The sequence below is a fragment of the Arthrobacter sp. U41 genome, from assembly GCF_001750145.1.
Taxonomy (GTDB): domain Bacteria; phylum Actinomycetota; class Actinomycetes; order Actinomycetales; family Micrococcaceae; genus Arthrobacter.
In genome coordinates this window covers 2814089-2839533 of record NZ_CP015732.1, presented here as the reverse complement: position 1 = coordinate 2839533, position 25445 = coordinate 2814089, and the positions used below count along the sequence as shown (strand labels likewise).

Genomic DNA, 25445 nt, shown 5'->3' with positions numbered 1-25445 from the left:
AACAAAGGAGTTTCAGCAATGGCTGAACAAGAGATCAAAAAGGGCCTCGCCGGCGTCGTGGTGGATTACACCGCGGTCTCCAAGGTAAACCCGGACACCAATTCGCTGCTCTACCGCGGCTACCCCGTGCAGGAGCTGGCCGCCAGGTGCAGCTTCGAGGAAGTCGCCTACCTGCTGTGGAACGGCGAGCTGCCTGACGCGGGGCAGCTGGCGGAGTTCACCGCGCGGGAACGCGCCGGACGGCCGCTGGACCCCGTGGTCAAGCAGGTCATCGACGCGCTGCCGACCACCTCGCATCCGATGGACGTCTGCCGCACGGCTGCTTCCGTGATGGGCGCCCGGCACCCGCTCGCGGAGGACTCCTCCCGCGAGGCCAACCTGACCAAGGCTGCGGACCTGTTCGCCGCGATGCCGGCGGTGGTGTCGTACGACCAGCGCCGCCGCCACGGCCAGGAACTGGTGGAGCCGCGCGATGACCTGGGCTATTCCGCCAACTTCCTCTGGATGGCCTTTGGCGAGGAGCCGGTCCAGGAGGTCGTCGAGGCCTTCAACGTCTCGATGATCCTGTACGCCGAGCACTCCTTCAACGCCTCCACGTTCACCGCCCGGGTGATCACCTCCACGCTCTCGGACCTGCACTCGGCCGTGACCGGGGCGATCGGCGCGCTCAAGGGTCCGCTGCATGGCGGCGCGAACGAGGCCGTGATGCACACCTTCGACGAGATCGGCATCCGTCCGGAGGAGTCGCTGGAGGAGGCTCACACCCGCGCCAAGGCGTGGATGGAGGATGCCCTGGCAAAGAAAAAGAAGGTCATGGGCTTCGGCCACCGTGTGTACAAGCACGGCGATTCCCGGGTGCCGACCATGAAGGCGGCCCTGGACAAGATGATCGCGCACTATGGCCGGCCGGAGCTGCTGGGGCTGTACAACGGGCTGGAAACGGCGATGGACGAGGCCAAGGCGATCAAGCCGAACCTCGACTACCCGGCCGGCCCCACGTACCACCTGATGGGCTTCGACACCCCGACGTTCACTCCGCTGTTCGTTGCCAGCCGCATCACGGGCTGGACCGCGCACATCATGGAGCAGCTGGACTCGAACTCCCTGATCCGGCCGCTGAGCGAATACAACGGCGTCGAGGAACGGCACCTGCCGTAGCTTCGGTTCCTGCAGCGCGGACCATTTCGGGCCGGTCACCTCCGGGAGGTGGCCGGCCCGTTGTTGTGCCGCCGGGCTTTGTGCCGGGGCCCTTAGCCCGCGCTGATCTTCAGCGAGGTGATCATGCGCTTCGCGTTCAGGTACTCGGGGGTCTGCATGTAGGCCCGGGCCGCGTCCAGCGTGGGGAACGCCTTGGCTCCCCGGCGGTTGGGGACTTCCTCCGTGCCTCCGGCGTTGACCTGGAACGCATCGGCGAAGGAGTACATCGGGGTCTCGGCGGGGCCGTTGACCACGTTGTAGAACATGCAGGTGGTTCCGTCCTGCCCGGCCAGGGTGCTGGTCAGCCCGTAGGACGCCGTGACATGGCCCGTTTCCTGCAGTGCCCGGAAGGCGAACCTGGGTGTGACAGAGCCCTTCGAGGGCAGGTACGGCAGGTCGACTTCCACCACATCAAGCACCGTGTAGGGAACCGGGTTCTGGCACGCGCCGCCGAGTCCGCCGTAGGGCCCGAGGTGCAGTGAGGCCACCACCACTCCGGATTCGTTCGCGACGTCAACATCCACCGCGCCGGAACCGAAAGCCCCGGTGGGAGTGGAGACGGTCCATGCGGCGGGGTGCTGGAGGCTGGCCTTTGCGTCGGCGCTGGTGAACGTGCGCCACTCCCCGGCGGACGGTGGCGCTGTGGCGGTCCGGGATGTTGCGGGCGCCGCAACCGCCGGCGGCGGCACGGGGGCCGACGTCGCAACGGTCGGCGAGGGCGCCGTCGTCAGCGCCGCTGACGCTGTTGGCGCCGTCACCGCGGCCGTCGGGCCTGCCGCGGGGGCCGGGGCGCCGGATCCCAGGTTGCCGGCCATGGCAATGCCCCCGGCGGCCGCAACTGCGACCAGGGCAACGGCGGCAACCACCCAGGGCCAGCGCCGGCGTGCCGCGGTCCCCGCCGCCGCTCCGTCGTCGTGAGGATCCCTGTCCAGGATGTCGTGATTGCCAGAGTCCATGTCCTGCCCCCAATAAGGTCCGTGTGCCGCCTGCCGGTGAGCGAGGGAAGTACGCGGATCACCGCGGCGCACCGTTCGCGCCTTAGGCTACCGGTCCGGCAGCGGCATTCCCCGCGCCGCGGTTTCGATTCGCGGAAATATGTTTCGGTGCGGAAGCCGTGGTCACCCGGGCGCGGAGGTATGCCGGACCGATGCCACAGTTTCGTTGTCCTCGTTCAGGACCACCACCACGTCGAGCACCTCGCCCGCCAGCGCGGGCGGAAGCCAGTGCTCCGCGTCCTGCCACATCAGCTGCAGCGGCAGCGCCCCGACGTCGAACCATTCGGGCGTAATCTCCGGGCTCTCTGCCGGTTCGCCCTCCCAGCGCCGCGTGGTGAACAGCCTGCAGTACATGTTCCACTCAGGGCGGCCGGGGAAAATGAACTCGACGACGCCGGCATGGGCCAGGTCCTCCTGGCAGACGACAACTCCGGCTTCTTCCCAGACTTCGCGGACGACGGCTTCGGCGTCGCTCTCCCCCGGTTCGACGTGGCCGCCGATGCCCACGATCTTGCCCGTGCCGAACCCGGTCCGCTTCAGCCCCAGCAGCACTTCGGTGCCGGAGCCCGCTTCGCGGAGCATGAAACACAGTGTGACGGGAGTGGAGGCCATGGATCCAAGCCTAGCGCCGGGGTGCGCCCCGGCGGCTCAGCCCAGCGCCCGGGGATGCGCCGCGGCGTAGATCTCACGCAGGGTGTCGGCCGTGACCAGGGTGTACACCTGCGTGGTGGTGACGGAGGCGTGGCCCAGCAGCTCCTGGACCACCCGGACGTCGGCACCGCCCTCGAGCAGGTGCGTGGCGAAGGAGTGCCGCAGGGTGTGCGGCGAGACGTCCTTGGTGATGTTGGCCTTCGCGGCGGCTGTCTTGAGGATGGTCCAGGCGCTCTGCCGGCTGATCCGTCCGCCGCGGGCGTTCAGGAACAGGGCAGGGGTGCCCTTGCCCTTGGCGGCCAGCAGCGGCCGGCCCCGGACCAGGTAGGCGTCGAGGGCCCGGGCGCCGAAGGACCCCAGCGGGACCAGCCGCTCCTTGGAACCCTTGCCGAAGAGCCGGACGATTGCGGGCCCGGCGTCCGCGGCCGCTCCGGCAGGAAGCGAGATGTCGTCGACGTCCAGGCCCACGGCTTCGCTGATGCGGGCGCCGGTGGAGTACAGGAATTCCAGCAGGGCCCGGTCGCGCAGTCCGGTGGCGGTGTCGGTTCCGACCGCCTCCAGGATCCTGGTGACTTCGTCGACACTGATGGCCTTGGGCAGCCGTTTGCCGGGCATGGGCGGATGGACATCGCTGGCCGGGTCGGTGGGAGTGACGCCCTCGAGTGCCCAGAACTTGTGGAGCCCGCGCACTGCCACCACGGTCCGGGCTGCCGAGCGGATGCCCAGGGCCGAGCCGCCGTCGGAGCCGTCGGAGAGCGCCTGGACGAAGCCGGTGACGTCGTGGCGGGTGATCTCGGCGGGGCGCCGGCGTCCGGTCCGGGCCAGGTGCCGGGCGTAGCGGGCCAGGTCCCGCCGGTAAGCGGAGAGGGTGTTGGCCGCGAGTCCGCGTTCCACCCCCATGTGCTGCAGGTAGTCCGTGATGGCGCGGTCGATCGCCGTCAGCGGCTCGGGAGCCAGCGGTTCGGCAGTCAGCGGTTCCACCATCAGCGCTGGCTGGGATGCGCGGGCCACGGCGCACTGCCCGGGCGCAGGCTCGAGAAGTTGTCGGTCCGGGCGGCCGCGGCGGCGAGGATTCCGACGACGGCGGACGGGTTGTGCAGCCGCCCGTCCAGCACGGCCTGCACGGCGGCATCCAGGGGGATCCAGTGCAGCTCGATTTCGGCTTCCTCGTCGGTGCGGACGTGGAGTTCGTGGCCGGGCACATCGCTCAGGTCCCGGGCGAGGTAGATGCGGATGGCCTCGCTGGATGACCCGGGGGAATTGAAGAAGTCGGCGAGCACATTCCACTGGCCGGCAATGAGGTCGGCTTCCTCGGCGAGTTCCCGAGCCGCGCCGGCGACGAAGTCCTCGCCTTCAACGTCGAGGAGCCCGGCGGGGATCTCCCACAGGTCCATGCCGACAGGGTGCCGGTACTGCTTGATCAGCAGCACTTCGCCCTCGTCGTTCATCGGCAGGACCGCCACCGCGCCGGGGTGCTCGATGTAGTCGCGGACGAGCGGGTCGCCGTCGTCGTTGAGCTGGAAGCTGTCACTGACCACGTCCCAGATCCGGCCTTCGTAGACCGTCCGGGACGACAAAAGACGGCGCGGGCTCGGTTCGTCCGAAACCTGCCGTGCAGCATGGGGGGTTTCAGGTTTACCGGGCATCGCGCCGTCCTTTGATTCAGTTGGTGGTTACTTCGACACTGCCGGGGAAGGCTTGGCGGCCGGAGCGGCCGTCGCTGCCTCTGCGCTGGCTGTGCCCTTCGCGGCAGCCTGTGCGGCCTTGCCGCCGTTGCCGCGCTGGTGCTCCAGGGCGGCCTTCACCAGTCCGGTGAACAGGGCGTGCGGCCGGGTCGGGCGCGAGCTGAGCTCCGGGTGCGCCTGCGTGGCAACGTAGTACGGGTGGACTTCGCGGGGAAGCTCCACGTACTCCACGAGCTTGCCGTCGGGCGAGGTTCCGGAGAACACCAGGCCCTGGGCGGCGATCTGCTCGCGGTATTTGTTGTTGACCTCGTAGCGGTGGCGGTGCCGTTCGCTGACCTTGGTGGTGCCGTAGGTCTCGGCGACCACGGACCCCTCGTCCAGCTTGGCCTCGTACAGGCCCAGGCGCATGGTGCCGCCCAGGTCGCCCTTGCCGCCGACGATGTCCAGCTGCTCTTCCATCGTCGCGATCACCGGGTACTTCGAGTCCGGCTCAAACTCCGAGGAGGAAGCGCCCTCGAGGCCGACCACGTTGCGGGCGTACTCGATCACCATGCACTGCAGGCCCAGGCAGAGGCCCAGGACCGGAAGCTTGGATTCACGGGCGTACTTCAGCGCGCCGAGTTTGCCTTCGAGCCCGCGGATGCCGAAGCCGCCCGGGACACAGATCGCGTCGACACCGTCCAGTGACTGGACCGCACCTTCGTGGGTTTCGCATTCGTCCGAGGGGACCCAGCGGATCTTGACCTTGGTGTCGTTGGCGAAACCGCCGGCACGCAGCGCCTCGGTCACGGACAGGTAGGCGTCCGGCAGGTCGATGTACTTGCCGACCAGGGCGATCTCAACCTCGTGCTTGGGGTTGTGGACCGCGTCGAGGAGCTTGTCCCAGCTGGTCCAGTCAACGTCCTTGAACGGAAGATCGAGGGCGCGGACGATGTAGGAATCCAGGCCCTGGGAGTGCAGGGTCTTCGGGATGTCGTAGATGCTCGGGGCATCCGGGCAGCCGATGACGGCGTCGATGTCGACGTCGCACATGCGGCCGATCTTGTCGCGCATGGGCTGCGGGACTTCGCGGTCCGAACGGATCACGATCGCCTCGGGCTGGATGCCGATGGAGCGCAGCGCGGCCACGGAGTGCTGCGTGGGCTTGGTCTTCAGTTCCTGCGAGGGGCCGATGTACGGCACGAGGGAGACGTGCAGGAAGAACACATTCCCGCGGCCGATGTCCTGGCGGACCTGGCGGGCGGATTCGAGGAACGGCTGCGACTCGATGTCGCCCACGGTGCCGCCGATTTCGGTGATGATCACGTCGGGGGCGTGCTTGCCCTCGGCGGGAAGCCGCATGCGCCGCTTGATTTCATCGGTGATGTGCGGGATGACCTGGACGGTGTCGCCGAGGTATTCCCCGCGGCGTTCCTTGGCGATGACCGTGGAGTAGACCTGTCCGGTCGTGACGTTGGCCGAACCCTCGAGGTTCTCATCGAGGAAGCGCTCGTAGTGACCGATGTCGAGGTCCGTTTCGGCGCCGTCGTCAGTGACGAAGACTTCGCCGTGCTGGAAGGGGTTCATCGTGCCCGGATCCACATTCAGATAGGGATCGAGCTTTTGCATAGTTACAGACAAGCCGCGTGCCCGCAGGAGGTGACCGAGGCTCGAAGCCGTCAGTCCCTTACCGAGCGAGGACGCCACACCACCGGTGACGAAGATGTGTTTGGTCGTCTTGGACGAGCCCGGAAACCGGGAATTTACACGGGAATTTGATCGCTGCACCACGGGGTTCGAGCCTATCACCAATTCAGCCTTCCAGGGATCTGTGCGGGGCAATCCGCTGTGATTTTCGCCCGGTTCCGGCCCGCCGCAGGGGTGCTCAGGCCTGCTGCGGCAGGAGCCTGGCGTCGTCCAGCAGCTCCTGGGCGTGGGCCCGGGCGGATTCGGAATCCTCCTGGCCGGCGAGCATGCGGGCCAGCTCCCTGACGCGTTCCGCCTCGTCGAGGAGCCGGACGTCGCTGGAGGTGAAGCCGGTCGCCGTGGCGCCGTCGGCGCCGCGCACGGAGGTCTTCGTGACCCGGATGTGCTGGTCGGCGAAGGCCGCCACCTGCGGCAGGTGGGTCACCACGAGCACCTGGACGTGCCGGGCGAGCATCGCCAGCCGGCGGCCGATCTCGACGGCGGCACGGCCGCCCACGCCGGCGTCGACCTCGTCGAAGACGAAGGTCGGGACCGGATCGACCGCGGCCAGCACCACTTCGATGGCGAGCATCACCCGGGACAGTTCACCGCCGGAGGCACCCTTGCCCAGGGGGCGGGCGGGGGCGCCGGAGTGCGGCTGGAGCAGGAAGGAAATCTCGTCCGCGCCGAACGGCCCCGGCTGCCCGCCGGACTCGACGTTGATGACCAGGGCGGCGTCCGCCATCGCCAGGGCCTTCAGTTCCGCGCTGACCCGGGCCGCGAGCTCCTTCGCGGCCTTCTTCCGCAACTTGCTGATGACCGCGGCCTGTTTGACCAGTTCGGCCCCGGCGCGGGTCACCTCGGCGTCCAGCGCCTCGATCCGGGTGGAGTCATCCTGCAGCTCCAGGAACCGTGCCCGGGACTGCTCGGCCCACAGCAGCACTTCATCGATGGTCGGGGCGTACTTGCGCACCAGCGTCGCCAGCGCGCCCCGGCGGTCCTCGATCTCGGCAAGCCGTTCCGGGCCCTCGGAGTCGAGGGCGGCCTGGTAGCTTGCGAGTTCGGTGGCGATGTCGTTGAGCAGGAAGCCCACCTCGGCCAGCCGGGCGGCAGCGGACCCGAGGTCCTCGTCGTGTTCGGCGACGTGCTCCAGGGTGCGTTTGGCGGCATCCACCAGGGTGGTCGCGTCGGAGTTGTCGCCGAAGTCCTCGGCGGTGAGCGCCTGCTGGGCCGTGGTGGCCGCGATCCGGAGTTCCTCGACGTTGGCAAGCTTGACGGCCTCGGCCTTGAGCGATTCGTCCTCCCCCGGCTGCGGGTCGACGGCGTCGATCTCGGCCAGGGCAGCCTCCAGGGATTCCGACTCGCGGAGGCGTTCCCGGGCGGCGCTGCGGAGCTCATCCAGCTCGGCCTGGCTGGACTTCCAGTGGGCATGGAGCTCCTGGTAGCTGCCGAGCGCCGCCGCCAGCTGCTCCCCCGCGAATTTGTCGAGGGCTTCGCGCTGCGCCACCGGGCTCTTGAGCCTGATCTGACCGGACTGGCCGTGGACCACCACCAGGGTTTCGCCGATTTCGCCCAGCACACCCACGGGGGCGGCGCGTCCGCCGAGGTAGGCGCGGCTTCGCCCGTCCGCGCCCACGCTGCGGGCCAGCAGCAGCTCGGCGCCGCCGTCGAACTCCTCCACCTCGGCCCCCGCCTCACGGGCGCGTGCCACGGCCGGGTGCCCGGCGTCGAGCCTTACGGTGGCTTCCGCGGACGCGCTCTTCGCGCCGCTGCGCACGGCACCCGCGTCGGAGCGTGCGCCGAGCAGCAGCCCGACGGCGGTCACCACCATCGTCTTGCCGGCGCCGGTTTCACCGGTCACCACGCTCAGGCCCGGGCCGAGGGGCAGCGTGGCGTCGGTGATGACGCCCAGGTCGCGGATTCTCAGTTCTTCAAGCATGGTTCACTTCGCAGTCGATGGATCAGTGGTCTCGCCGGGCCCTGCGTGCGGCGGCCCTGCCTGCGGCGGAGTTGGCAGCGGGGGCATCGGGCGGGGCGTGCGGATCACCGGCACCGGCCCGGTGTGGACTTTGGCGGCCTCCGGCATGGGCCCGCGCCAGCCCTGGATGGGCAGTTCGAACTTGCGGACCAGACGGCCGGAGAAGGGCGTCTGGTGGGTGCGGGCGAGCCGCACGGGGGTGGCGGAGCGGGTCACTTCCACGCGCGCTCCGGGCGGCAGGTCCACCGAGCGGCGGCCGTCGCACCAGAGCACGCCCTGCGCATCGGTCCGGTTCAGGATTTCGACCGCCAACCGGGACCGGGGTGAGACGACCAGCGGCTTGGCGAAGAGTGCGTGGGCGCTGATCGGCACGATCAGGAGGGCCTCGACCTCGGGCCACACCACCGGTCCGCCGGCGGAGAAGGCGTAGGCGGTGGATCCGGTGGGCGTGGCCAGGACGACGCCGTCGCAGCCGAAGGAGGTGAGCGGGCGTTCGTCGACCTCGGTGACCACCTCGAGCATCCGTTCCCGGTTGCCCTTTTCGATCGCGGCCTCGTTCAGGGCCCAGGTGTGCCAGATTTTCTGTCCGCGGACCCAGACCTGGACGTCGATGGTCATCCGCTCCTCCACGGTGTACTGGCGGCTCGCGATCCATTCCACGGTCTGGGCGAGGTCCGCCCGCTCGCTCTCGGCCAGGAATCCGACGTGGCCGAGGTTGACGCCGAGCAGCGGCACGTCGACCTCACGCACCAGTTCCGCGGCGCGCAGGATGGTGCCGTCGCCGCCGAGGACCATCACAAGCTCGACGTCGGGCAGCATCACGTGGTCATGCAGGATCTCAACGGGCTGGTCGAGGCGTCCGAAGAAGCGGACCATGTCGCCGAGCTCTGATTTCAGCATCACGGGAATGATGCCGTAGTCATGGAGCTGGGTGCACGCCTCCCAGGCAGCCTTGAGGGACTCCTCACGGCCTGTGTGGGCAAGGATGAGGACACGCCTGCTCATCGGGTTCCGCCTTCTAGTGCTTCTAGTACTTCGGCCAGATTGTTCCGAGTAACGCAGCAACGGCTGCGTCCCGCTCTTCGATCTTAGGCAGGTCTGTCGCAATCCCGCGCTTTATCCACAGGAAGTACTCGACGTTTCCGTCCTGGCCGGGCAGCGGGCTGCTGGCGAGGCCTTTCAGTTCCAGCCCGCAGTCCATCGCTTCCGCCGCGACTTTGCCCACGGCGAGGCGGCGCTCCCACTCCGAGGTGACGACGCCGGTGCGGCCCAGCCGGTCCTTGCCGATCTCGAACTGCGGCTTGACCATCAGGACCAGGTCCCCGCCCGGCTCCGTGCACGCCGCGAGGGGGGCCAGCACGAGGGTCAGGGAGATGAAGGACAGGTCCGCCACCGTCAACACCGCCGGTCCGCCGATCTCATCCGGGGTCATGTAGCGGACGTTGAGGCCTTCGTGGACGGAAACGCGGGGGTCGTTCCGGATCACGGGGACCAGCTGGTCGTGGCCAACATCGACGGCCACGACATGGTCCGCGCCCCGGCACAGCAGCACCTCGGTGAATCCGCCGGTGGAGGCACCGGCGTCCAGGCACCGCTTGCCTTCGACCTTGACGGCGGGAAAGGCGTCCAGCGCGCCGGCCAGCTTGTGTCCGGCGCGGCTGACGTAGTTGTCCTCATCGGCGGCTGCGACGTCGAGGCTGGTGTCGTCCTGGACCTGGAGGGATGCCTTGGCGAGCACCTCCCCGTTGGAGCTGACTTTGCCTTCGGCGATGAGGCGTGCGGCGTGCGTGCGGGACCTCGCCAGCCCGCGGCCGACGAGGGCCTGGTCAAGCCTGCTCATGCGTGGCATCCCCTGTCTCGGTGGCGGCTGTCGTTGGTGTCCTGATTGTTTGTCCTGCGGAGGGCCGGCCTTCGGCGGCCTGTGCTGCGGCCGGCTGGCCTGCGACGGTCTCGTTCAGGGCGGCCAGCAGTTCGTCGTGCAGGCCGGAGTAGACCTCGGTGTGCAGGGCCACCGGCAGGTCCGGCAGGTCGCGGAGGCGGTCCAGGAGCGGCCCCACGGCGGGGTCCACGGCGGGGTCTCCGGCGGGGTCTCCGTCGGGACGGTCAGCCGTGGCTTCGTCCGGTGCCGCCGGAAACGCCGGCCAGTTGACCTGGGCTTCGCCCCCGGCGGGGTCCGTCTCGATGGTGTGGTTCGGCTCGGTCATGGTCCCCAGTCTAGTGATCCAGCCATTCGAGGACCGGCGCCAGGGCAGTGGCGGTCTCGGGGTTGGCTGTCCACCACGCCGAACAAGCGGCCCGCCAGGCGTCGAGGTCGCCGGGGTCTCCGCTGACCCGGAGCGTCTGCCCGTGCACGACGGCGGAGGCCGCGCCGCAGCGGTGCTGTCCGGCGTCGAGCTCGGTCACCGGGTAGGGGCGGTAGAGGTCCGTGAGGTCGTTGATGAGGTAGTCGGGCCGTTCCGGAGTGCGGGCGGCGAGGATCGATTCCCTCGTGTCGACGCCGGTGAGCACGGCGACCGTGGCGAAGCCGGCGTTGTTGCCGCCGAGGATGTCGGTGTCCAGGCGGTCGCCGACAACGAGCGGCCGGTCGGCAGCGAGGCGTTTCGCGGCGGCATGGAACAGGGGCGCTTCCGGCTTGCCGGCGACGAGGGGGCGCTGCCCGGTGGCGGCAGCGACTGCCGCCACCAGCGTCCCGTTGCCGGGTGCCATGCCCCGGGCCTGGGGAATGGACATGTCCGTGTTGGTGGCCACCCACAGAGCCCCGCCGGCAATGACGTAGGCGGCTTCCGCGAGGTCCTTCCACCCGAGGTCCGGGTGGAAGCCCTGCACGACGGCGACGGGATGCTCGGCTTCGCTGTGGACCGGCACCAGCCCCGCGAGTTCAATTTCCTGGGCCAGCGAGGCGCCGCCGGTGATCAGGACGCGGGCACCCGCCGGTAGCAGCGAAGCCAGCAGCTCGCCCGCGGCCTGCGAGGAGCTGACGACCTGGTGGTCCTCCGCCGGGGCGCCCAGTTCGCGCAGGTGCTGCGCCACCTGAGCCGGAGTCCGGGACGCGTTGTTCGTGACGTAGCCGAGCCCGACGCCGATCCCGGCGAGCCGGCGCAGGGACTCCACGGCGCCCGGGATGGCGTGCGGACCCGCGTAAACTACGCCGTCGAGGTCGGCGAGCAGGGCGTCGAAGGTTGAGATCAGCTCCGGTGCGGCCACTTCCGCTCAGCCCTCGGAGCGTTCCGGGTTGCGGGAACCGTCGTCGTCGGACTCGCCGTGTCCGGTCTCGCCGTTGTGGGACCCGTCATAGGACTCGCCGTCATAGGACTCGTTGTGCCCGGTCTCGCCGGAGTCATCGCCGCTCAGTACCTCGGAGCGGTCCAGGGCATCCTTTTCCACGGAATCCTCATCGGACTCAGCGTCGTCGGACTCCCAGAAGTCGGACTCGGCGTCGTCGGATCCTTCCTCGGGAATGTTCCCTGCCGCCTCTGTCGTTTCCGGGAGACCGGCAACAGCCTCGGCGCTGGCGGCACGCGGCGCCTTGTCCTGCTCTTCGGCTGACGGGGCGGACCGCTGGGCGGTCTGCTCGGCGAGGAGCCGGCGCTGCTGCTCTTCCTCGCGGGCTTCCTCTTCCTCGTCCCAGCCGAGGTCGATGATGTCCGGGTCTTCAGCGACATCGAGGCCGAGGGCGTTCTCGGCCACGACGGCCTGGCGCTGCCACTTTTCCGCCTCGGCCGTGCGGCCCACGGCGGTCAAGGCATCGGCGTAGGCGCGGAACAGGCGAGGGCTGTAGGAGAATGCCCTGTTGATGTCCAGCTGCACGATTTCCAGTTCGGAGACGGCAGCGTCCAGCTGGCCCAAGTCGGTACGGGCGCCGGCGGCCACGATGGCCAGTTCCGCTTTGCCGGGGGCGTCCAGGTCCTTGGCTTCTTCGGAACGGGCCATCTCCAGGGCGCGGTCGGGCCGGCCCAGTCCACGTTCGCAGTCGGCCATAACGGGCAGGTGCATGTTGGAGCCGCTGATCCGCCGGTAGGTGCGGAACTCGCGCAGGGCTTCGCCGTAGTGGCCGGCGGCGTAGGCGGTCAGGCCCACGGCTTCGCGGACGGCGGCAAGGCGGCCACCGCGGCGGCTGGCAGCGAGGGCATGCTGGAAGGCCAGCTCCGGTTCGTCGTCAATCAGGCGTCCGGCCATCACGAGGTGGCGGGCCACCCACTCGGCACTGTTTTCCTCGAGGGTCCTGATCTGGTGCTGCGTGGCGCGGTCCAGTTCCTTGCCGGTGACGTCGTCGTCGATCTGCGGCGAACGCTCGCGGTCCGGACGGTTGGCGCTGCGGAGATCCCGGGCGTTGGGGACGCGCACGGGACGGTCCTCTGCCCGGTCACGGCCGAACTGGCGGGGGCCGGAGTCTCCCCGGTCAAAGCTGCGGGCCGGACGGTCATCCCGGTCAAAGCTGCGGGCCGGACGGTCATCCCGGTCAAAGCTGCGGGCCGGACGGTCATCCCGGTCAAAGCTGCGGGCCGGACGGTCATCGCGGCTGCCGAACGGTTTCCGGTTGTCGCCGCCACTGAAGGGCTTGCGGTCACGGTCGCCGCCGAAGCTGCGCGGCTGTCCGCCGCCTTCACGGGGGGCACGGTCACCATAGGGTTTGCGGTCACGGTCCCCGCCACCGCTGTAAGGCGGCTTCCGGTCCCCGCCGCCTTCACGCGGGGCACGGTCACCATAGGGTTTGCGGTCACGGTCCCCGCCACCGCTGTAAGGCGGCTTCCGGTCCCCGCCGCCGGCGCCAAAGCTGCGACGTTCGCCGCCGCCTTCACGCGGGGCACGGTCACCATAGGGCTTGCGGTCACGATCCCCGCCACCGCTGTAAGGCGGCTTCCGGTCCCCGCCGCCGGCGCCAAAGCTGCGACGCTCGCCGCCTCCCTCACGCGGGGCGCGGTCACCAAAGGGCTTGCGGTCACGATCCCCGCCACCACCAAAGGGCTTGCGGTCACGATCGCCGGAGGACGGACGGTCCCCCTGGGCCCCTCGGTCATCGCGGGCACGGAACCCGCGCGGGTCACCGCCGGAGTTGTTGGTGCCGCGGAATCCGCCGCCGCCCTGATTGCGTCCGCCGCCAAAGTTGCCGCGGTCGTTGCCGCGGTCGTTGCCGCGGTCGTTGCCGCGGTCGTTGCCGCCGCGATTACCGTCGTTGTGCTCAGCCATGCTGGATTCCTCCTGTTATGAGCTGACCACTGGCGCAATCGCAGCCGCTCTATTCCGTGTTTCGTCCCTACGCAACCCGAAATCAAGCGCTTCGAAGTCCGTACATCTCATTCAATTCTAGGCGAGTCCCCTGCGCCCGGCTAACGGCAGGGGCTCTTTCGGCCGTCCCGGTGTCAAGCCTCACAGACAGCCGCGCGCGTTGGCCCTTCCGGGCCGGCAGCAGCAGTTCGTTCTGCGGGTTCTTGGTGGCTTCCTGCTGTTTGGAGGGGTGGTTAAATGCGGGAGAGCCCCAACCGTGTGGTTGGGGCTCTCGACCGTTTAATGATGTTCCGGCGGTGACCTACTCTCCCACACCCTCCCGGGTGCAGTACCATCGGCGCTGTGGGTCTTAGCTTCCGGGTTCGGAATGGGACCGGGCGTTTCCCCCACGCTATGACCGCCGTAACCCTTGCTCCCGACCCCGGTGCGCCCGGTGGGCGTTGGGGTGGGAAATCTGTGGTTACAACCTCGCTGCACCGGTACCCCTGGGGGTGGTGGTGCAGTTGTGGTGTTGTTATGTAGTTGTTCGTTCCTCAAGCAACGGGTTTGTTGTTTGGGAACCACATAGTGGACGCAAGCAGTCTTGTTTTCTTTTTACCCTTTTCATGGTGTGAACGTCTTTTGAATCCGTTCACGAAGAGGGTGTGTGGTGTAAGTTATCGGCCTATTAGTACCGGTCAGCTTCACGAGTCGTTAGTCCTCGCTTCCACATCCGGCCTATCAACCCAGTGGTCTGGCTGGGGGCCTCTCACACACAAGGTGTATGGAAATCTCATCTCGAAGCGAGCTTCCCGCTTAGATGCTTTCAGCGGTTATCCCATCCGAACGTAGCTAATCAGCGGTGCACTTGGCAGTACAACTGACACACCAGAGGTTCGTCCGTCCCGGTCCTCTCGTACTAAGGACAGCCCTTCTCAAATTTCCTGCGCGCGCAGCGGATAGGGACCGAACTGTCTCACGACGTTCTAAACCCAGCTCGCGTACCGCTTTAATGGGCGAACAGCCCAACCCTTGGGACCTACTCCAGCCCCAGGATGCGACGAGCCGACATCGAGGTGCCAAACCATGCCGTCGATATGGACTCTTGGGCAAGATCAGCCTGTTATCCCCGAGGTACCTTTTATCCGTTGAGCGACGGCCATTCCACAATGTACCGCCGGATCACTAGTCCCGACTTTCGTCCCTGCTCGAGATGTCTCTCTCACAGTCAAGCTCCCTTGTGCACTTACACTCGACACCTGATTGCCAACCAGGCTGAGGGAACCTTTGGGCGCCTCCGTTACTTTTTAGGAGGCAACCGCCCCAGTTAAACTACCCATCAGGCACTGTCCCTGACCCGGATTACGGGCCGAAGTTAGATGTCCAAAGTGACCAGAGTGGTATTTCAACGATGACTCCACCCGAACTGGCGTCCGGGCTTCAACGTCTCCCACCTATCCTACACAAGCCACTCCGAACACCAATACCAAACTATAGTAAAGGTCTCGGGGTCTTTCCGTCCTGCTGCGCGTAACGAGCATCTTTACTCGTACTGCAATTTCGCCGAGTTTATGGTTGAGACAGCGGGGAAGTCGTTACTCCATTCGTGCAGGTCGGAACTTACCCGACAAGGAATTTCGCTACCTTAGGATGGTTATAGTTACCACCGCCGTTTACTGGGGCTTGAATTCTCAGCTTCGCCTTGCGGCTAACCGGTCCTCTTAACCTTCCAGCACCGGGCAGGAGTCAGTCCGTATACATCGTCTTGCGACTTCGCACGGACCTGTGTTTTTAGTAAACAGTCGCTTCCCCCTGGTCTCTGCGGCCCCTGCACGCTCCGGACAGCTAGTGTCCATCACGATGGGGGCCCCCCTTCTCCCGAAGTTACGGGGGCATTTTGCCGAGTTCCTTAACCATAATTCTCTCGATCGCCTTAGTATTCTCTACCTGATCACCTGTGTCGGTTTGGGGTACGGGCGGCTAAAACCTCGCGTCGATGCTTTTCTAGGCAGCATAGGATCACCGAATCCCCCCTTACGGGAGTCCCATCGGGTCTCAGGCATCATGAACGGCGGATTTGCCTACCGTTCGCCCTACATCCTTAGACCGGGACAACCATCGCCCGGCTCGGCTACCTTCCTGCGTCACACCTGTTAATACGCTTGCCTCCCAGGATCAGGTCCCGCGCTCCACCAAAACCCTCCACCCACAAGGGGTGTCAGGCAGGTCTCGGGCGGTTAGTATCCCCTGTTCAGCATGGGCGGTTTTTCGCCGGTACGGGAATATCAACCCGTTGTCCATCGACTACGCCTGTCGGCCTCGCCTTAGGTCCCGACTTACCCAGGGCAGATTAGCTTGACCCTGGAACCCTTGATCATTCGGCGGACGGGTTTCTCACCCGTCTTTCGCTACTCATGCCTGCATTCTCACTCGTGTAGGCTCCACCGCTGGTTTACACCGCGACTTCACTGCCCACACGACGCTCCCCTACCACTCCAGACGCCTGAACCAACCCCACAAAGGAGGCGGCTTGGCTACTATCTGAAATCCACAACTTCGGCGGTGTACTTGAGCCCCGCTACATTGTCGGCGCGGAATCACTTGACCAGTGAGCTATTACGCACTCTTTTAAGGATGGCTGCTTCTAAGCCAACCTCCTGGTTGTCTTCGCAACTCCACATCCTTTCCCACTTAGCACACGCTTAGGGGCCTTAGTTGGTGGTCTGGGCTGTTTCCCTCTCGACTATGAAGCTTATCCCCCACAGTCTCACTGCTGCGCTCTCACTTACCGGCATTCGGAGTTTGGCTGACGTCAGTAACCTTGTAGGGCCCATTAGCCATCCAGTAGCTCTACCTCCGGTAAGAAACACGCAACGCTGCACCTAAATGCATTTCGGGGAGAACCAGCTATCACGAAGTTTGATTGGCCTTTCACCCCTACCCACAGCTCATCCCCTCCATTTTCAACTGAAGTGGGTTCGGTCCTCCACGACGTCTTACCGTCGCTTCAACCTGGCCATGGGTAGATCACTTCGCTTCGGGTCTAGATCACGCCACTGCAACGCCCTATTCAGACTCGCTTTCGCTACGGCTTCCCCACACGGGTTAACCTCGCGACGTAACACTAACTCGCAGGCTCATTCTTCAAAAGGCACGCCGTCACACCCATACAGCAAGCTGCAGATGCTCCGACGGATTGTAAGCACACGGTTTCAGGTACTGTTTCACTCCCCTCCCGGGGTACTTTTCACCTTTCCCTCACGGTACTGGTCCGCTATCGGTCATTAGGGAGTATTTAGGCTTATCAGGTGGTCCTGACAGATTCACACGGGATTTCTCGGGCCCCGTGCTACTTGGGATACTCCCCGGGCGGTACACAACATTTCGGTTACGGGGCTCACACCCTCTCTGGCCGGCCTTTCAAGACCGTTCACCTATGCCTGTACTACTCACCCCACTGTCCCGGCAGAGACAGAATGGGAAGTCCCACAACCCCGACCATGCAACGCCCGCCGGCTATCACACATGGAACGGTTTAGCCTGATCCGCGTTCGCTCGCCACTACTGACGGAATCACTATTGTTTTCTCTTCCTGCGGGTACTGAGATGTTTCACTTCCCCGCGTTCCCTCCACGCACCCTATGTGTTCAGATGCGGGTCACCAGGTAACTCGCGCCCCTGGCGGGGTTTCCCCATTCGGACACCCTGGGATCACAGTCCGGTTATCGACTCCCCCAGGCTTATCGCAGATTCCTACGTCCTTCTTCGGCTCCTAATGCCAAGGCATCCACCGTGTGCTCTTAAAAACTTGACCACAAAAGATCAAAAAAACTACTTCACGAGAGAACCATGAAAACCATCACCCCACCCCGAAGGATGGAACAACAGATCCAGGTTCATAATTCTTGGAAATTGCTTCTTATAAAAGATGCTCGCGTCCACTATGTAGTTCTCAAACAACAACCCCATACCACACACCCCACACACAAAAAAGTGCATGCCCGGTGCAGCCAGGAAACCAGAAACAAACAAACCCGGGAAAGAAACCCCTCCCGACCCTGTTGCCTCAGGACCCAACAGTGTGCCAAACACTAAACCGCCCGTACCCTCCCCGCACCGTTCCAGAACCACACCCCGAAGAGTGAACAGTCCGTACTGGGTGCCGGAAAAAACCGGCGGCCGCTATTCATTGATATTCCACCCGTGAGCACCCGCCGCAGAACTAGCGTCTGCGCAACGGGCGTACTCCTGACAACCCCGACACACTCACATACATGAGGCACGGTGATCGTAGGTGCTCCTTAGAAAGGAGGTGATCCAGCCGCACCTTCCGGTACGGCTACCTTGTTACGACTTAGTCCCAATCGCCAGTCCCACCTTCGACAGCTCCCTCCCACAAGGGGTTAGGCCACCGGCTTCGGGTGTTACCAACTTTCGTGACTTGACGGGCGGTGTGTACAAGGCCCGGGAACGTATTCACCGCAGCGTTGCTGATCTGCGATTACTAGCGACTCCGACTTCATGGGGTCGAGTTGCAGACCCCAATCCGAACTGAGACCGGCTTTTTGGGATTAGCTCCACCTCACAGTATCGCAACCCTTTGTACCGGCCATTGTAGCATGCGTGAAGCCCAAGACATAAGGGGCATGATGATTTGACGTCGTCCCCACCTTCCTCCGAGTTGACCCCGGCAGTCTCCTATGAGTCCCCGCCATAACGCGCTGGCAACATAGAACGAGGGTTGCGCTCGTTGCGGGACTTAACCCAACATCTCACGACACGAGCTGACGACAACCATGCACCACCTGTAAACCGACCGCAAGCGGGGCACCTGTTTCCAGGCGTTTCCGGTTCATGTCAAGCCTTGGTAAGGTTCTTCGCGTTGCATCGAATTAATCCGCATGCTCCGCCGCTTGTGCGGGCCCCCGTCAATTCCTTTGAGTTTTAGCCTTGCGGCCGTACTCCCCAGGCGGGGCACTTAATGCGTTAGCTACGGTACGGAAAACGTGGAATGTCCCCCACACCTAGTGCCCAACGTTTACGGCATGGACTACCAGGGTATCTAATCCTGTTCGCTCCCCATGCTTTCGCTCCTCAGCGTCAGTTAATGCCCAGAGACCTGCCTTCGCCATCGGTGTTCCTCCTGATATCTGCGCATTTCACCGCTACACCAGGAATTCCAGTCTCCCCTACATCACTCTAGTCTGCCCGTACCCACCGCAGATCCGGAGTTGAGCCCCGGACTTTCACGGCAGACGCGACAAACCGCCTACGAGCTCTTTACGCCCAATAATTCCGGATAACGCTTGCGCCCTACGTATTACCGCGGCTGCTGGCACGTAGTTAGCCGGCGCTTCTTCTGCAGGTACCGTCACTTTCGCTTCTTCCCTACTGAAAGAGGTTTACAACCCGAAGGCCGTCATCCCTCACGCGGCGTCGCTGCATCAGGCTTTCGCCCATTGTGCAATATTCCCCACTGCTGCCTCCCGTAGGAGTCTGGGCCGTGTCTCAGTCCCAGTGTGGCCGGTCACCCTCTCAGGCCGGCTACCCGTCGTCGCCTTGGTGAGCCATTACCTCACCAACAAGCTGATAGGCCGCGAGTCCATCCAAAACCACAATAAAGCTTTCCACCCCCCACCATGCGATGAGGAGTCATATCCGGTATTAGACCCAGTTTCCCAGGCTTATCCCAGAGTTAAGGGCAGGTTACTCACGTGTTACTCACCCGTTCGCCACTAATCCACCAGCAAGCTGGCATCATCGTTCGACTTGCATGTGTTAAGCACGCCGCCAGCGTTCATCCTGAGCCAGGATCAAACTCTCCGTTGAAGTAAAACAGACACAACCAACACCCCCGGGAAAACGGGACGTATTGGCTGCACAAAATTTGAAACCAGCTGTAAAAACCAGACCACACCACGGGGTGGCGGATCCAGTCAATTCAACCAATTCAATACAATAAATTGGTATCAACAAACTTGGCACACTATTGAGTTCTCAAACAACAGACACATTCGAAGTACTAACAGAAACAATTCAATGTAATTGAATTGTTTTATTTCGGCGTTTCTTCGCTGCTATATTTCAAGCTTATTTCATTCATATCCACTTTGCAAATCCGGATTTTCATCTAAATTTCATTCTGTGGAACGAATGAACCCAGCAAAATGTGAAGCAACTTTTTCATTTCTGCACCGCCTGCTCCAGGGGAGCCGAAAGTACTAGAAGAATTGCTTCTCATATTTTTGTTGGGGTTGGCCGCCACTCTGTGGTGGCGACTAAAAAAACAATACACGCTCCTCCCCGACCTTGCAACTGGGCCGGGAAGGAGCGTGCGGGGGGACGCAGTGGTCGGACCCGTGGTCCGGCTAGGCCGCGGAGACTTCCACGGTTGCCAGGTTCTTCTTGCCGCGGCGCAGCAGCAAGTACCGTCCGTGCAGGAGCTGGCCCGGTTCGATAACAGCGTCCGGATCCGCCACCTTGGTGTTGTTGACATAGGCGCCGCCCTCCCCGACGGTGCGGCGGGCGGCAGACTTGCTCTCCGACAGGCCGGTCGCCACCAGCAGTTCGATGATGCCCAGGCCGGAGGCGTCGACGGTGGCGGACGGCAGCTCGGACGTGGCAGCCCTAAGCGTCGCCTCGTCCAGGGCCCCAAGGTCCCCGTTGCCGAACAGTGCGGCAGAGGCGGCGATGACTTTCTCCGTGGCCTCCACCCCGTGGACCAGGGAGGTCACTTCGTAGGCGAGCTTCCGCTGTCCTTCGCGGGCGAACGGACGGTCGGCAACCGCGGCCTCCAGGGCCTCGATCTCGGCCCGGCCCAGGAAGGTGAACACCTTCAGGCGTGCCGCGACGTCGCTGTCGGCCGTGTTGAGCCAGAACTGGTAGAAGGCGTACGGGCTGCACATCTCCGGGTCAAGCCAGATGGCGTTGCCCTCGCTCTTGCCGAACTTCGTGCCGTCGGAGTTGGTGATCAGGGGCGTGCCCAGCGCGTGGACGTGTTTGCCCTCGACTTTGCGGATGAGGTCGGTGCCGCTGGTGAGGTTGCCCCACTGGTCCGAGCCGCCGGTCTGCAGGACACAGCCGTAGTCGCGGAACAGCTGAAGGTAGTCCATACCCTGAAGGATCTGGTAGCTGAACTCCGTGTAGCTGATCCCCTCATCGGAATTCAGGCGGTTGGCAACAATGTCCTTCTTGATCATGGTGCCGACCCGGAAGTGTTTGCCGATCCCCCGCAGGAAATCGATGGCGCTCAGCGGGGCTGTCCAGTCCAGGTTGTTGACCATCCGGGCTGCGTTCTCGCCTTCGAAGCTGAGGAAACGCTGGACCTGCGCCTGCAGTTTCCCCACCCATTCGGCGACGGTCTCGGGGGTGTTGAGCACCCGCTCGGCGGTCTGCCGCGGATCCCCGATCAGGCCGGTGGAGCCCCCGACGAGGCCGAGGGGCTTGTGGCCCGCCAGCTGGATCCGGCGCATCAGCAGCAGCTGGACCAGGTTTCCCAGGTGCAGGCTCGGCGCGGTGGGATCGAAGCCGCAGTAGTAGGTTGCAGGATCACCGGCGAGCAGTTTCTCCAGCTCCGCCTCATCTGTCGAGACGTGGACGAGGCCGCGCCATTTCAACTCCTGCCAGACGTTGGCGAAGCTGGGGTCATTCTGCTGGGAACGGAGATCATTTAGCTGGGACACGGAATCTAAGTTAGCAGGATCAGCGCACCGCCAGCGCTTGTGACCGTCGGAGGACCCGACGCCGGACGTCGGGGCTCAGTCTTCGATGCCGGCCGGCACACCGGCGGCGGCGATGAGCCGCAGCCGCTGCGTGGGCCGGGTCATGGCCACATACAGGTCGCCAACACGGCCGTGCTCATGGTTCAGCATCGCGGACGGCTCCAGCACCACGACGCCGTCGAACTCCAGGCCCTTGGCCTCACGGGGGCTGATCACCACGATGTCCTGCACATAGCTGCCGGCGTCCGTTCCGACGCGGCGGCCGTAGACAGCGCGCAGCGCGGCGGTCGCCTCCGGGAGGAGGTCGCCGTCGGCGATGACGGCGAGCAGGCCGCCCTCGAGCGCGCCGAGCTCCTCCGGCAGGACCTCCACGAGCTTGTTGATGATCTGGCCCGGCTCGACGCGGTCAATCACCGGCGCCCAGCGGCCTTCGCGGACAGCCTTCGGGGCGGAGACAACGAGTCCCGCCGCGTTGGCCATCCGGGCGGCGGCTTCGGCGATCTGCGAGGGCGTGCGGTAGTTGACGGTGAGTTCTTCGAGCTGCCAGCGGTCCCCGAACATGGGCGCCAGGGCGCCCTGCCAGGAATTGGCCCCGGCCACGGAGCTCGTCTGGGCAATGTCGCCCACAATGGTGAAGGATTTCAGCGGGCAGCGGCGGACCAGCAGCCGCCACTGCATCGGCGACAGCTCCTGGGCCTCGTCCACCACGATGTGCCCGAACGCCCAGCTGCGGTCGGTTGTGGCGCGCTCGGCGGCGGTGAGCCGGGCTTCGCGTTCCTGGTTCTGGTCCACGAGTTCCTCGGCGGAGATCAAAACGTCCACGCCGGCGGTTTCCATGTTGACCAGCGTCTGCTTGGCATTGGCCAGATCGCGGGCGCGGTCATGCTCCTGCTGGGCCAGTCCCCTGCCGGCGGCCGCATCGAGTTCGCCGAGAAGTTCGGCGGCCTCGTCCAGCAGCGGCACGTCCGCTTCGGTCCACGGAGCGTCGGCGGGCCGGAGCAGCAGGTTACGCTCGGCCGGGGTGAGCCTGGGCGTGCAGGCTTCCAGGATCGCGGGCCTGCTGAGGAGTTCACCGATGAGCTTCTCCGGTGTCATCGGCATCCAGCACAGGTTCAGGGCGATGCGGACATCCCGGGCGGAACGGACGTCTTCGGCCAGGTAGGAGCGGTCGGCGTTGTTGCCGATGCTGCCGGCTTCCACGAGTTCGGTCATCTGCTCGGTCAGTTCGCGCAGCAGGATCTTCACGAAAGAGACACGGGCCTCGTTGTGCGGCTTGCCGGTGGAGCGGGCCCGGTCCCTGGCGCGGCGGACCTGGCGGGGTGTCAGCAGAAGCTTGCGCCCGTCGACTTCGAGGACACGGTTTTCCGCCGGAATGCGCTGCCGGTTGGCCACGGCGTTCGCCACCACCTCGGCCATGTCCAGCCGGCCTTTGATGGCCGCGACCTCGGACTCAGGCTCGGCGACCGCGTGGATGCCGGGCATCAGCCGGCCAACGCTCGCCATCACGACGCCGGTTTCGCCCAGCGACGGCAGCACCCGCTCGATGTACTTCATAAACGATGACGACGGTCCCACCAGCAGGACGCCGGCGGTCTTGAGCCGGTCGCGGTGGGTGTAAAGCAGGTAGGCGGCGCGGTGCAGCGCCACGGCGGTCTTGCCCGTGCCCGGACCGCCCTGGACCACGAGGGCACCGGAGATCGAGGAGCGGATGATCCGGTCCTGCTCGGACTGGATCGTGCCGACGATGTCAGACATCCGTCCGGTCCGCTTGGAATTCAGGGCGGCCAGCAGGGCGCCCTCGCCCTGGAGCGACTCGTTGTCGGCGAGCAGGTCGGCGTCGAGCACGTCATCCTCGATCGCCTTGACCTCGCGGCCCTGCAGGATCAGGTGGCGGCGGCGGCGGACACCCTGCCGGTCGAAGGCGGTGGCCTGGTAGAAGTGGCCGGCTTCGGGCGCGCGCCAGTCGAGCATGAGGCGCTGGAGGTCCTCAGTGGTCAGGCCGATGCGGCCGATGTACTGGGCCTCCCCGGAGTCGAGGTCGAGGCGGCCGAACACGAGCCGGTCATCGACGGCGTCGAGCTGCGCCAGGCGGTCCTCGTACAGCGCGGCGAAAGCGTCCCGCTCCGAGACGTTCTGCATGGTGCCCACCGCACCGGCACGCCGTACCTGCGCCAGCTGGGCGCGCTTTTCCGCCCGCAGCTCATCCAGCCGGGCGTAAAGTCCGGCCACATAGTCGCGTTCATGGGCCAAATCAGCGTCGTGCATCGAACGTTCCCCTATCGAAAAAGACAGACCAATCATTCTACAACCATTTCGGTCGCCCCAGCGGCATATGTCAGTTTTGTGCAGGCATTCTACCGAGGCGGGCGGAATCGTCCACTCGGTCCTGCGGCCGTTCACCCGCCGGCCCGCGCGGCGGGGAGGGCGCAGCGGTGAGGGCTACAGGCGCAGCAGGGAGCTGACCCGGTGGCCGCTCAAGGCCGACCGGCCACCGAGTTCGGCAAGTTCCATAACCACGCCCACACCGGCCACCTCGACGCCGCAGCGTTCGAACAGCCGCACGGCAGCGCCGAGCGTGCCGCCCGTGGCAAGGACGTCATCGAGGATCAGGACGCGGCTGCCCGGTGCGAGGTCGGTGGTGTGCAGTTCCAGGGTGGCGTTGCCATATTCGAGGGCGTAGTCCTCGGAGACCACTTCACGCGGCAGCTTGCCGGCCTTGCGGACGGTGATGACGCCGGTGCCGGTGGCGTAGGCCGCAGCGGCAGCGAGCAGGAAGCCGCGGGCTTCCACCCCGGCCACGGCGTCGAACTGGCCCTGGAACGGCTCCACGAGGGCGTTCACGACAGCCTTCAGTGCCGCGCCGTCGGCGAATACTGGGGTCAGGTCCTTGAAGACGATCCCGGATTTGGGGTAATCGGGGATGGTGGCGCAGAGGCTGCTGATCAGCTCGCCCACCGGTGCGGAGGGATCATTTCTGGTCATCGTGGTCTGGTGGAGCTCGCTTGGATTCACCCATCAACCTTACTGGCATCGTTGACCGGTGCGGCCGGGGACCGCAGGAGGTCGTGCGCGAATCCGTACCTGACGACTTCGAGCGCCCTTGTAAGCGCGTGCTCCGCGTCGAACCGTTGGGCCGCCGCCGCGCTCAGGCGGCTGTTGTCCTGCGCCCAGGCCGAGCGGTGGAACCGGTCGGCGTCGCCGTGCAGGAGCCGTCCGTAGAGAACGTCCTCGAAGATCTCACGCCCGTCGTCCGGCGCCGGTTCCGGCGTCAGATGCTGACGGCCCTGAACCATCTCCGGGGTGAACAGGCCGGCCACTTCTGCCGTCGCCTCCGCGAGCGTGCGGTCCGCGGTGTGGTTGCACAGGCGGAGGGCCCGCACGACGAGCTTGAGCGACACGTGCTCATCCCGGACGATGAATTTGCGCAGCAGGGCTGCCCGGAACAGGTCCAGCCAGCGCCGGCGCTCCGCCGCCGAGGAGTCCGCCGGCACCGGCACGGCATCCGGCGGGAACAGCTCGACCATGCGGAAATAGTCGGCGGCCAGCTGCTCAAAGATCTCGAGCCTTTCAAGCTCGCTGCGCGGTTTGCCCCGCTTGCCCTCACCCATAAGAGCTCATCATCCCCTTACCGCCGGGTACCGGCGAATGACCGTGGCCGGCCTCCTAGATCAGGCGCACCTTTGCGGCCTTGTAGCGGGAGACGGTCGGGTCTCCGCTCAGCCAGAAGCGCCAGGGGTAGTCGCGGGTGCCGCCTGCGCCGGAGACGCCGACGCGCGGTCCCGCGCTGACCTCAGCAGCGGCTGCGGCCGGAAGGTCCAGCCGGAACGGGGCCCCGAGGGCGTCCCGGCCGCTGTCGGCGGTCGTGATGCCGAGCGCCGTCGCGAGCCGGGCGGGTCCGCTCGCGAGGTCCTTCGGGGATTTCGACGTCGGCCGGCGGGTGCGGGCCAGCTCCTCCCCTGCCACGATCTCGCCGGCGCGCAGCAGCACCGCTGAGGCGGTGCCCTCCGGGCCGCACACAATGTTGGCGCAGTGGTGCATGCCGTAGGTGAAGTAGACATACAGATGGCCGGCCGGGCCGAACATCGGAGCGTTGCGGGCGGTGGCGCCGCGGAAGGTGTGCGAGCCGGGATCCGGGTGGGGCGAGTCGTGCGGGCCCAGGTAGGCCTCCACCTCGGTGATCCGCACGGACACCTTGCCCTCACGCCCCTCATGCGTCAGGACCGCGCCAAGCAGCAGCGGCGCCACCTGACGGGCATCCGCGGACAGGAGCTCCCGCAGTCCGCCGGCCGGGAGTCCACGGGCGGGCGCAGCGGCAGAAGGAGTCAAACTCATGCTCCGACTTTAACAA

The 25445-nt window shown here is 65.6% G+C and carries 17 protein-coding genes and 3 rRNA genes; 1 reads left to right on the top strand and 19 read right to left on the bottom strand.

Going from position 1 to position 25445, the window contains the following annotated elements; translation table 11 throughout:
- Nucleotides 1–18: 18 nt before the first annotated feature.
- Nucleotides 19–1158 carry a bifunctional 2-methylcitrate synthase/citrate synthase gene (locus ASPU41_RS12930; protein ID WP_069951258.1) on the top strand — a complete coding sequence of 380 codons (1140 nt, stop codon included), beginning with the start codon at nt 19–21 and terminating at the stop codon, nt 1156–1158.
- Nucleotides 1159–1250: 92 nt separating this feature from the next.
- Here ASPU41_RS12930 and ASPU41_RS12925 read toward each other — a convergent pair whose 3' ends face one another.
- From ASPU41_RS12925 to ASPU41_RS12830, 19 genes are all read right to left on the bottom strand, one after another.
- Entirely contained in the window at nt 1251–2153 is a 903-nt protein-coding gene (locus ASPU41_RS12925; protein WP_069951257.1) for a hypothetical protein, read from the bottom strand.
- Nucleotides 2154–2315: 162 nt separating this feature from the next.
- On the bottom strand, nt 2316–2804 hold the full coding sequence (locus tag ASPU41_RS12920) for an 8-oxo-dGTP diphosphatase (protein ID WP_069951256.1): 489 nt from the start codon (nt 2802–2804) through the stop codon (nt 2316–2318).
- A gap of 36 nt (nt 2805–2840) precedes the next feature.
- Nucleotides 2841–3827, bottom strand: coding sequence for a site-specific tyrosine recombinase XerD (gene xerD, locus ASPU41_RS12915; RefSeq protein ID WP_069952685.1), 987 nt, complete (start codon nt 3825–3827; stop codon nt 2841–2843).
- Nucleotides 3827–4489 (bottom strand): NUDIX domain-containing protein, encoded by a 663-nt coding sequence (locus ASPU41_RS12910; RefSeq protein WP_069951255.1) that lies wholly within the window; start codon nt 4487–4489, stop codon nt 3827–3829. The genes xerD and ASPU41_RS12910 overlap by 1 nt, the downstream gene beginning before the upstream one ends.
- 27 nt (nt 4490–4516) lie before the next feature.
- A complete protein-coding gene (locus ASPU41_RS12905) occupies nt 4517–6316 on the bottom strand; it encodes a CTP synthase (RefSeq protein WP_069952684.1) in 1800 nt (599 codons plus the stop codon).
- A gap of 76 nt (nt 6317–6392) precedes the next feature.
- A complete protein-coding gene (recN, locus tag ASPU41_RS12900) occupies nt 6393–8132 on the bottom strand; it encodes a DNA repair protein RecN (protein ID WP_069951254.1) in 1740 nt (579 codons plus the stop codon).
- A 3-nt stretch (nt 8133–8135) separates the two neighbouring features.
- Nucleotides 8136–9176, bottom strand: coding sequence for an NAD kinase (locus ASPU41_RS12895; protein WP_069951253.1), 1041 nt, complete (start codon nt 9174–9176; stop codon nt 8136–8138).
- A gap of 22 nt (nt 9177–9198) precedes the next feature.
- The gene (locus tag ASPU41_RS12890) at nt 9199–10011 is read right to left on the bottom strand and encodes a TlyA family RNA methyltransferase (protein WP_197515650.1); all 813 of its coding nucleotides are present in this window, start codon (nt 10009–10011) and stop codon (nt 9199–9201) included.
- Nucleotides 9998–10375, bottom strand: a complete 378-nt coding sequence (locus ASPU41_RS22665) for a hypothetical protein (RefSeq protein ID WP_069951251.1) — start codon at nt 10373–10375, stop codon at nt 9998–10000. The genes ASPU41_RS12890 and ASPU41_RS22665 overlap by 14 nt, the downstream gene beginning before the upstream one ends.
- Before the next feature lie 10 nt (nt 10376–10385).
- Nucleotides 10386–11375 carry an HAD-IIA family hydrolase gene (locus ASPU41_RS12880; RefSeq protein ID WP_069951250.1) on the bottom strand — a complete coding sequence of 330 codons (990 nt, stop codon included), beginning with the start codon at nt 11373–11375 and terminating at the stop codon, nt 10386–10388.
- 6 nt (nt 11376–11381) lie between these two features.
- Nucleotides 11382–13358 carry a hypothetical protein gene (locus tag ASPU41_RS22080; RefSeq protein ID WP_231941068.1) on the bottom strand — a complete coding sequence of 659 codons (1977 nt, stop codon included), beginning with the start codon at nt 13356–13358 and terminating at the stop codon, nt 11382–11384.
- Between the two features lie 327 nt (nt 13359–13685).
- Nucleotides 13686–13802 (bottom strand): 5S ribosomal RNA (gene rrf, locus ASPU41_RS12865).
- A gap of 241 nt (nt 13803–14043) precedes the next feature.
- Nucleotides 14044–17190, bottom strand: a 23S ribosomal RNA gene (locus tag ASPU41_RS12860).
- Between the two features lie 491 nt (nt 17191–17681).
- A 16S ribosomal RNA gene (locus tag ASPU41_RS12855) occupies nt 17682–19205 on the bottom strand.
- The 16S, 23S and 5S rRNA genes sit together here, the layout of an rRNA operon.
- Before the next feature lie 539 nt (nt 19206–19744).
- Nucleotides 19745–21058, bottom strand: coding sequence for a tyrosine--tRNA ligase (gene tyrS / locus ASPU41_RS12850; protein WP_069951248.1), 1314 nt, complete (start codon nt 21056–21058; stop codon nt 19745–19747).
- A 75-nt stretch (nt 21059–21133) separates the two neighbouring features.
- Nucleotides 21134–23362: a HelD family protein gene (locus ASPU41_RS12845; RefSeq protein WP_069951247.1), complete on the bottom strand. Its 2229-nt coding sequence runs from the start codon at nt 23360–23362 to the stop codon at nt 21134–21136.
- A 174-nt stretch (nt 23363–23536) separates the two neighbouring features.
- Nucleotides 23537–24079, bottom strand: a complete 543-nt coding sequence (locus ASPU41_RS12840) for an adenine phosphoribosyltransferase (protein WP_069952683.1) — start codon at nt 24077–24079, stop codon at nt 23537–23539.
- 26 nt (nt 24080–24105) lie between these two features.
- The gene (locus ASPU41_RS12835; RefSeq protein WP_069951246.1) at nt 24106–24705 is read right to left on the bottom strand and encodes a hypothetical protein; all 600 of its coding nucleotides are present in this window, start codon (nt 24703–24705) and stop codon (nt 24106–24108) included.
- 55 nt (nt 24706–24760) lie between these two features.
- On the bottom strand, nt 24761–25429 hold the full coding sequence (locus ASPU41_RS12830) for a DNA-3-methyladenine glycosylase (protein WP_069951245.1): 669 nt from the start codon (nt 25427–25429) through the stop codon (nt 24761–24763).
- Between the last annotated feature and the right edge of the window lie 16 nt (nt 25430–25445).

Excerpts from the sequence above, each read along its gene's own strand:
- ASPU41_RS12920 (WP_069951256.1), bottom strand. The coding sequence starts at position 2,804 with ATGGCCTCCACTCCCGTCACACTGTGTTTCATGCTCCGCGAAGCGGGC.
- ASPU41_RS12925 (WP_069951257.1), bottom strand. The coding sequence starts at position 2,153 with ATGGACTCTGGCAATCACGACATCCTGGACAGGGATCCTCACGACGAC.
- ASPU41_RS12890 (WP_197515650.1), bottom strand. The coding sequence starts at position 10,011 with ATGAGCAGGCTTGACCAGGCCCTCGTCGGCCGCGGGCTGGCGAGGTCC.
- xerD (WP_069952685.1), bottom strand. The coding sequence starts at position 3,827 with ATGGTGGAACCGCTGACTGCCGAACCGCTGGCTCCCGAGCCGCTGACG.
- ASPU41_RS12835 (WP_069951246.1), bottom strand. The coding sequence starts at position 24,705 with ATGGGTGAGGGCAAGCGGGGCAAACCGCGCAGCGAGCTTGAAAGGCTC.
- ASPU41_RS22080 (WP_231941068.1), bottom strand. The coding sequence starts at position 13,358 with ATGGCTGAGCACAACGACGGTAATCGCGGCGGCAACGACCGCGGCAAC.
- ASPU41_RS12830 (WP_069951245.1), bottom strand. The coding sequence starts at position 25,429 with ATGAGTTTGACTCCTTCTGCCGCTGCGCCCGCCCGTGGACTCCCGGCC.
- ASPU41_RS12840 (WP_069952683.1), bottom strand. The coding sequence starts at position 24,079 with ATGACCAGAAATGATCCCTCCGCACCGGTGGGCGAGCTGATCAGCAGC.
- ASPU41_RS12930 (WP_069951258.1), top strand. The coding sequence starts at position 19 with ATGGCTGAACAAGAGATCAAAAAGGGCCTCGCCGGCGTCGTGGTGGAT.
- ASPU41_RS22665 (WP_069951251.1), bottom strand. The coding sequence starts at position 10,375 with ATGACCGAGCCGAACCACACCATCGAGACGGACCCCGCCGGGGGCGAA.
- recN (WP_069951254.1), bottom strand. The coding sequence starts at position 8,132 with ATGCTTGAAGAACTGAGAATCCGCGACCTGGGCGTCATCACCGACGCC.
- ASPU41_RS12895 (WP_069951253.1), bottom strand. The coding sequence starts at position 9,176 with ATGAGCAGGCGTGTCCTCATCCTTGCCCACACAGGCCGTGAGGAGTCC.
- ASPU41_RS12910 (WP_069951255.1), bottom strand. The coding sequence starts at position 4,489 with ATGCCCGGTAAACCTGAAACCCCCCATGCTGCACGGCAGGTTTCGGAC.
- ASPU41_RS12845 (WP_069951247.1), bottom strand. The coding sequence starts at position 23,362 with ATGCACGACGCTGATTTGGCCCATGAACGCGACTATGTGGCCGGACTT.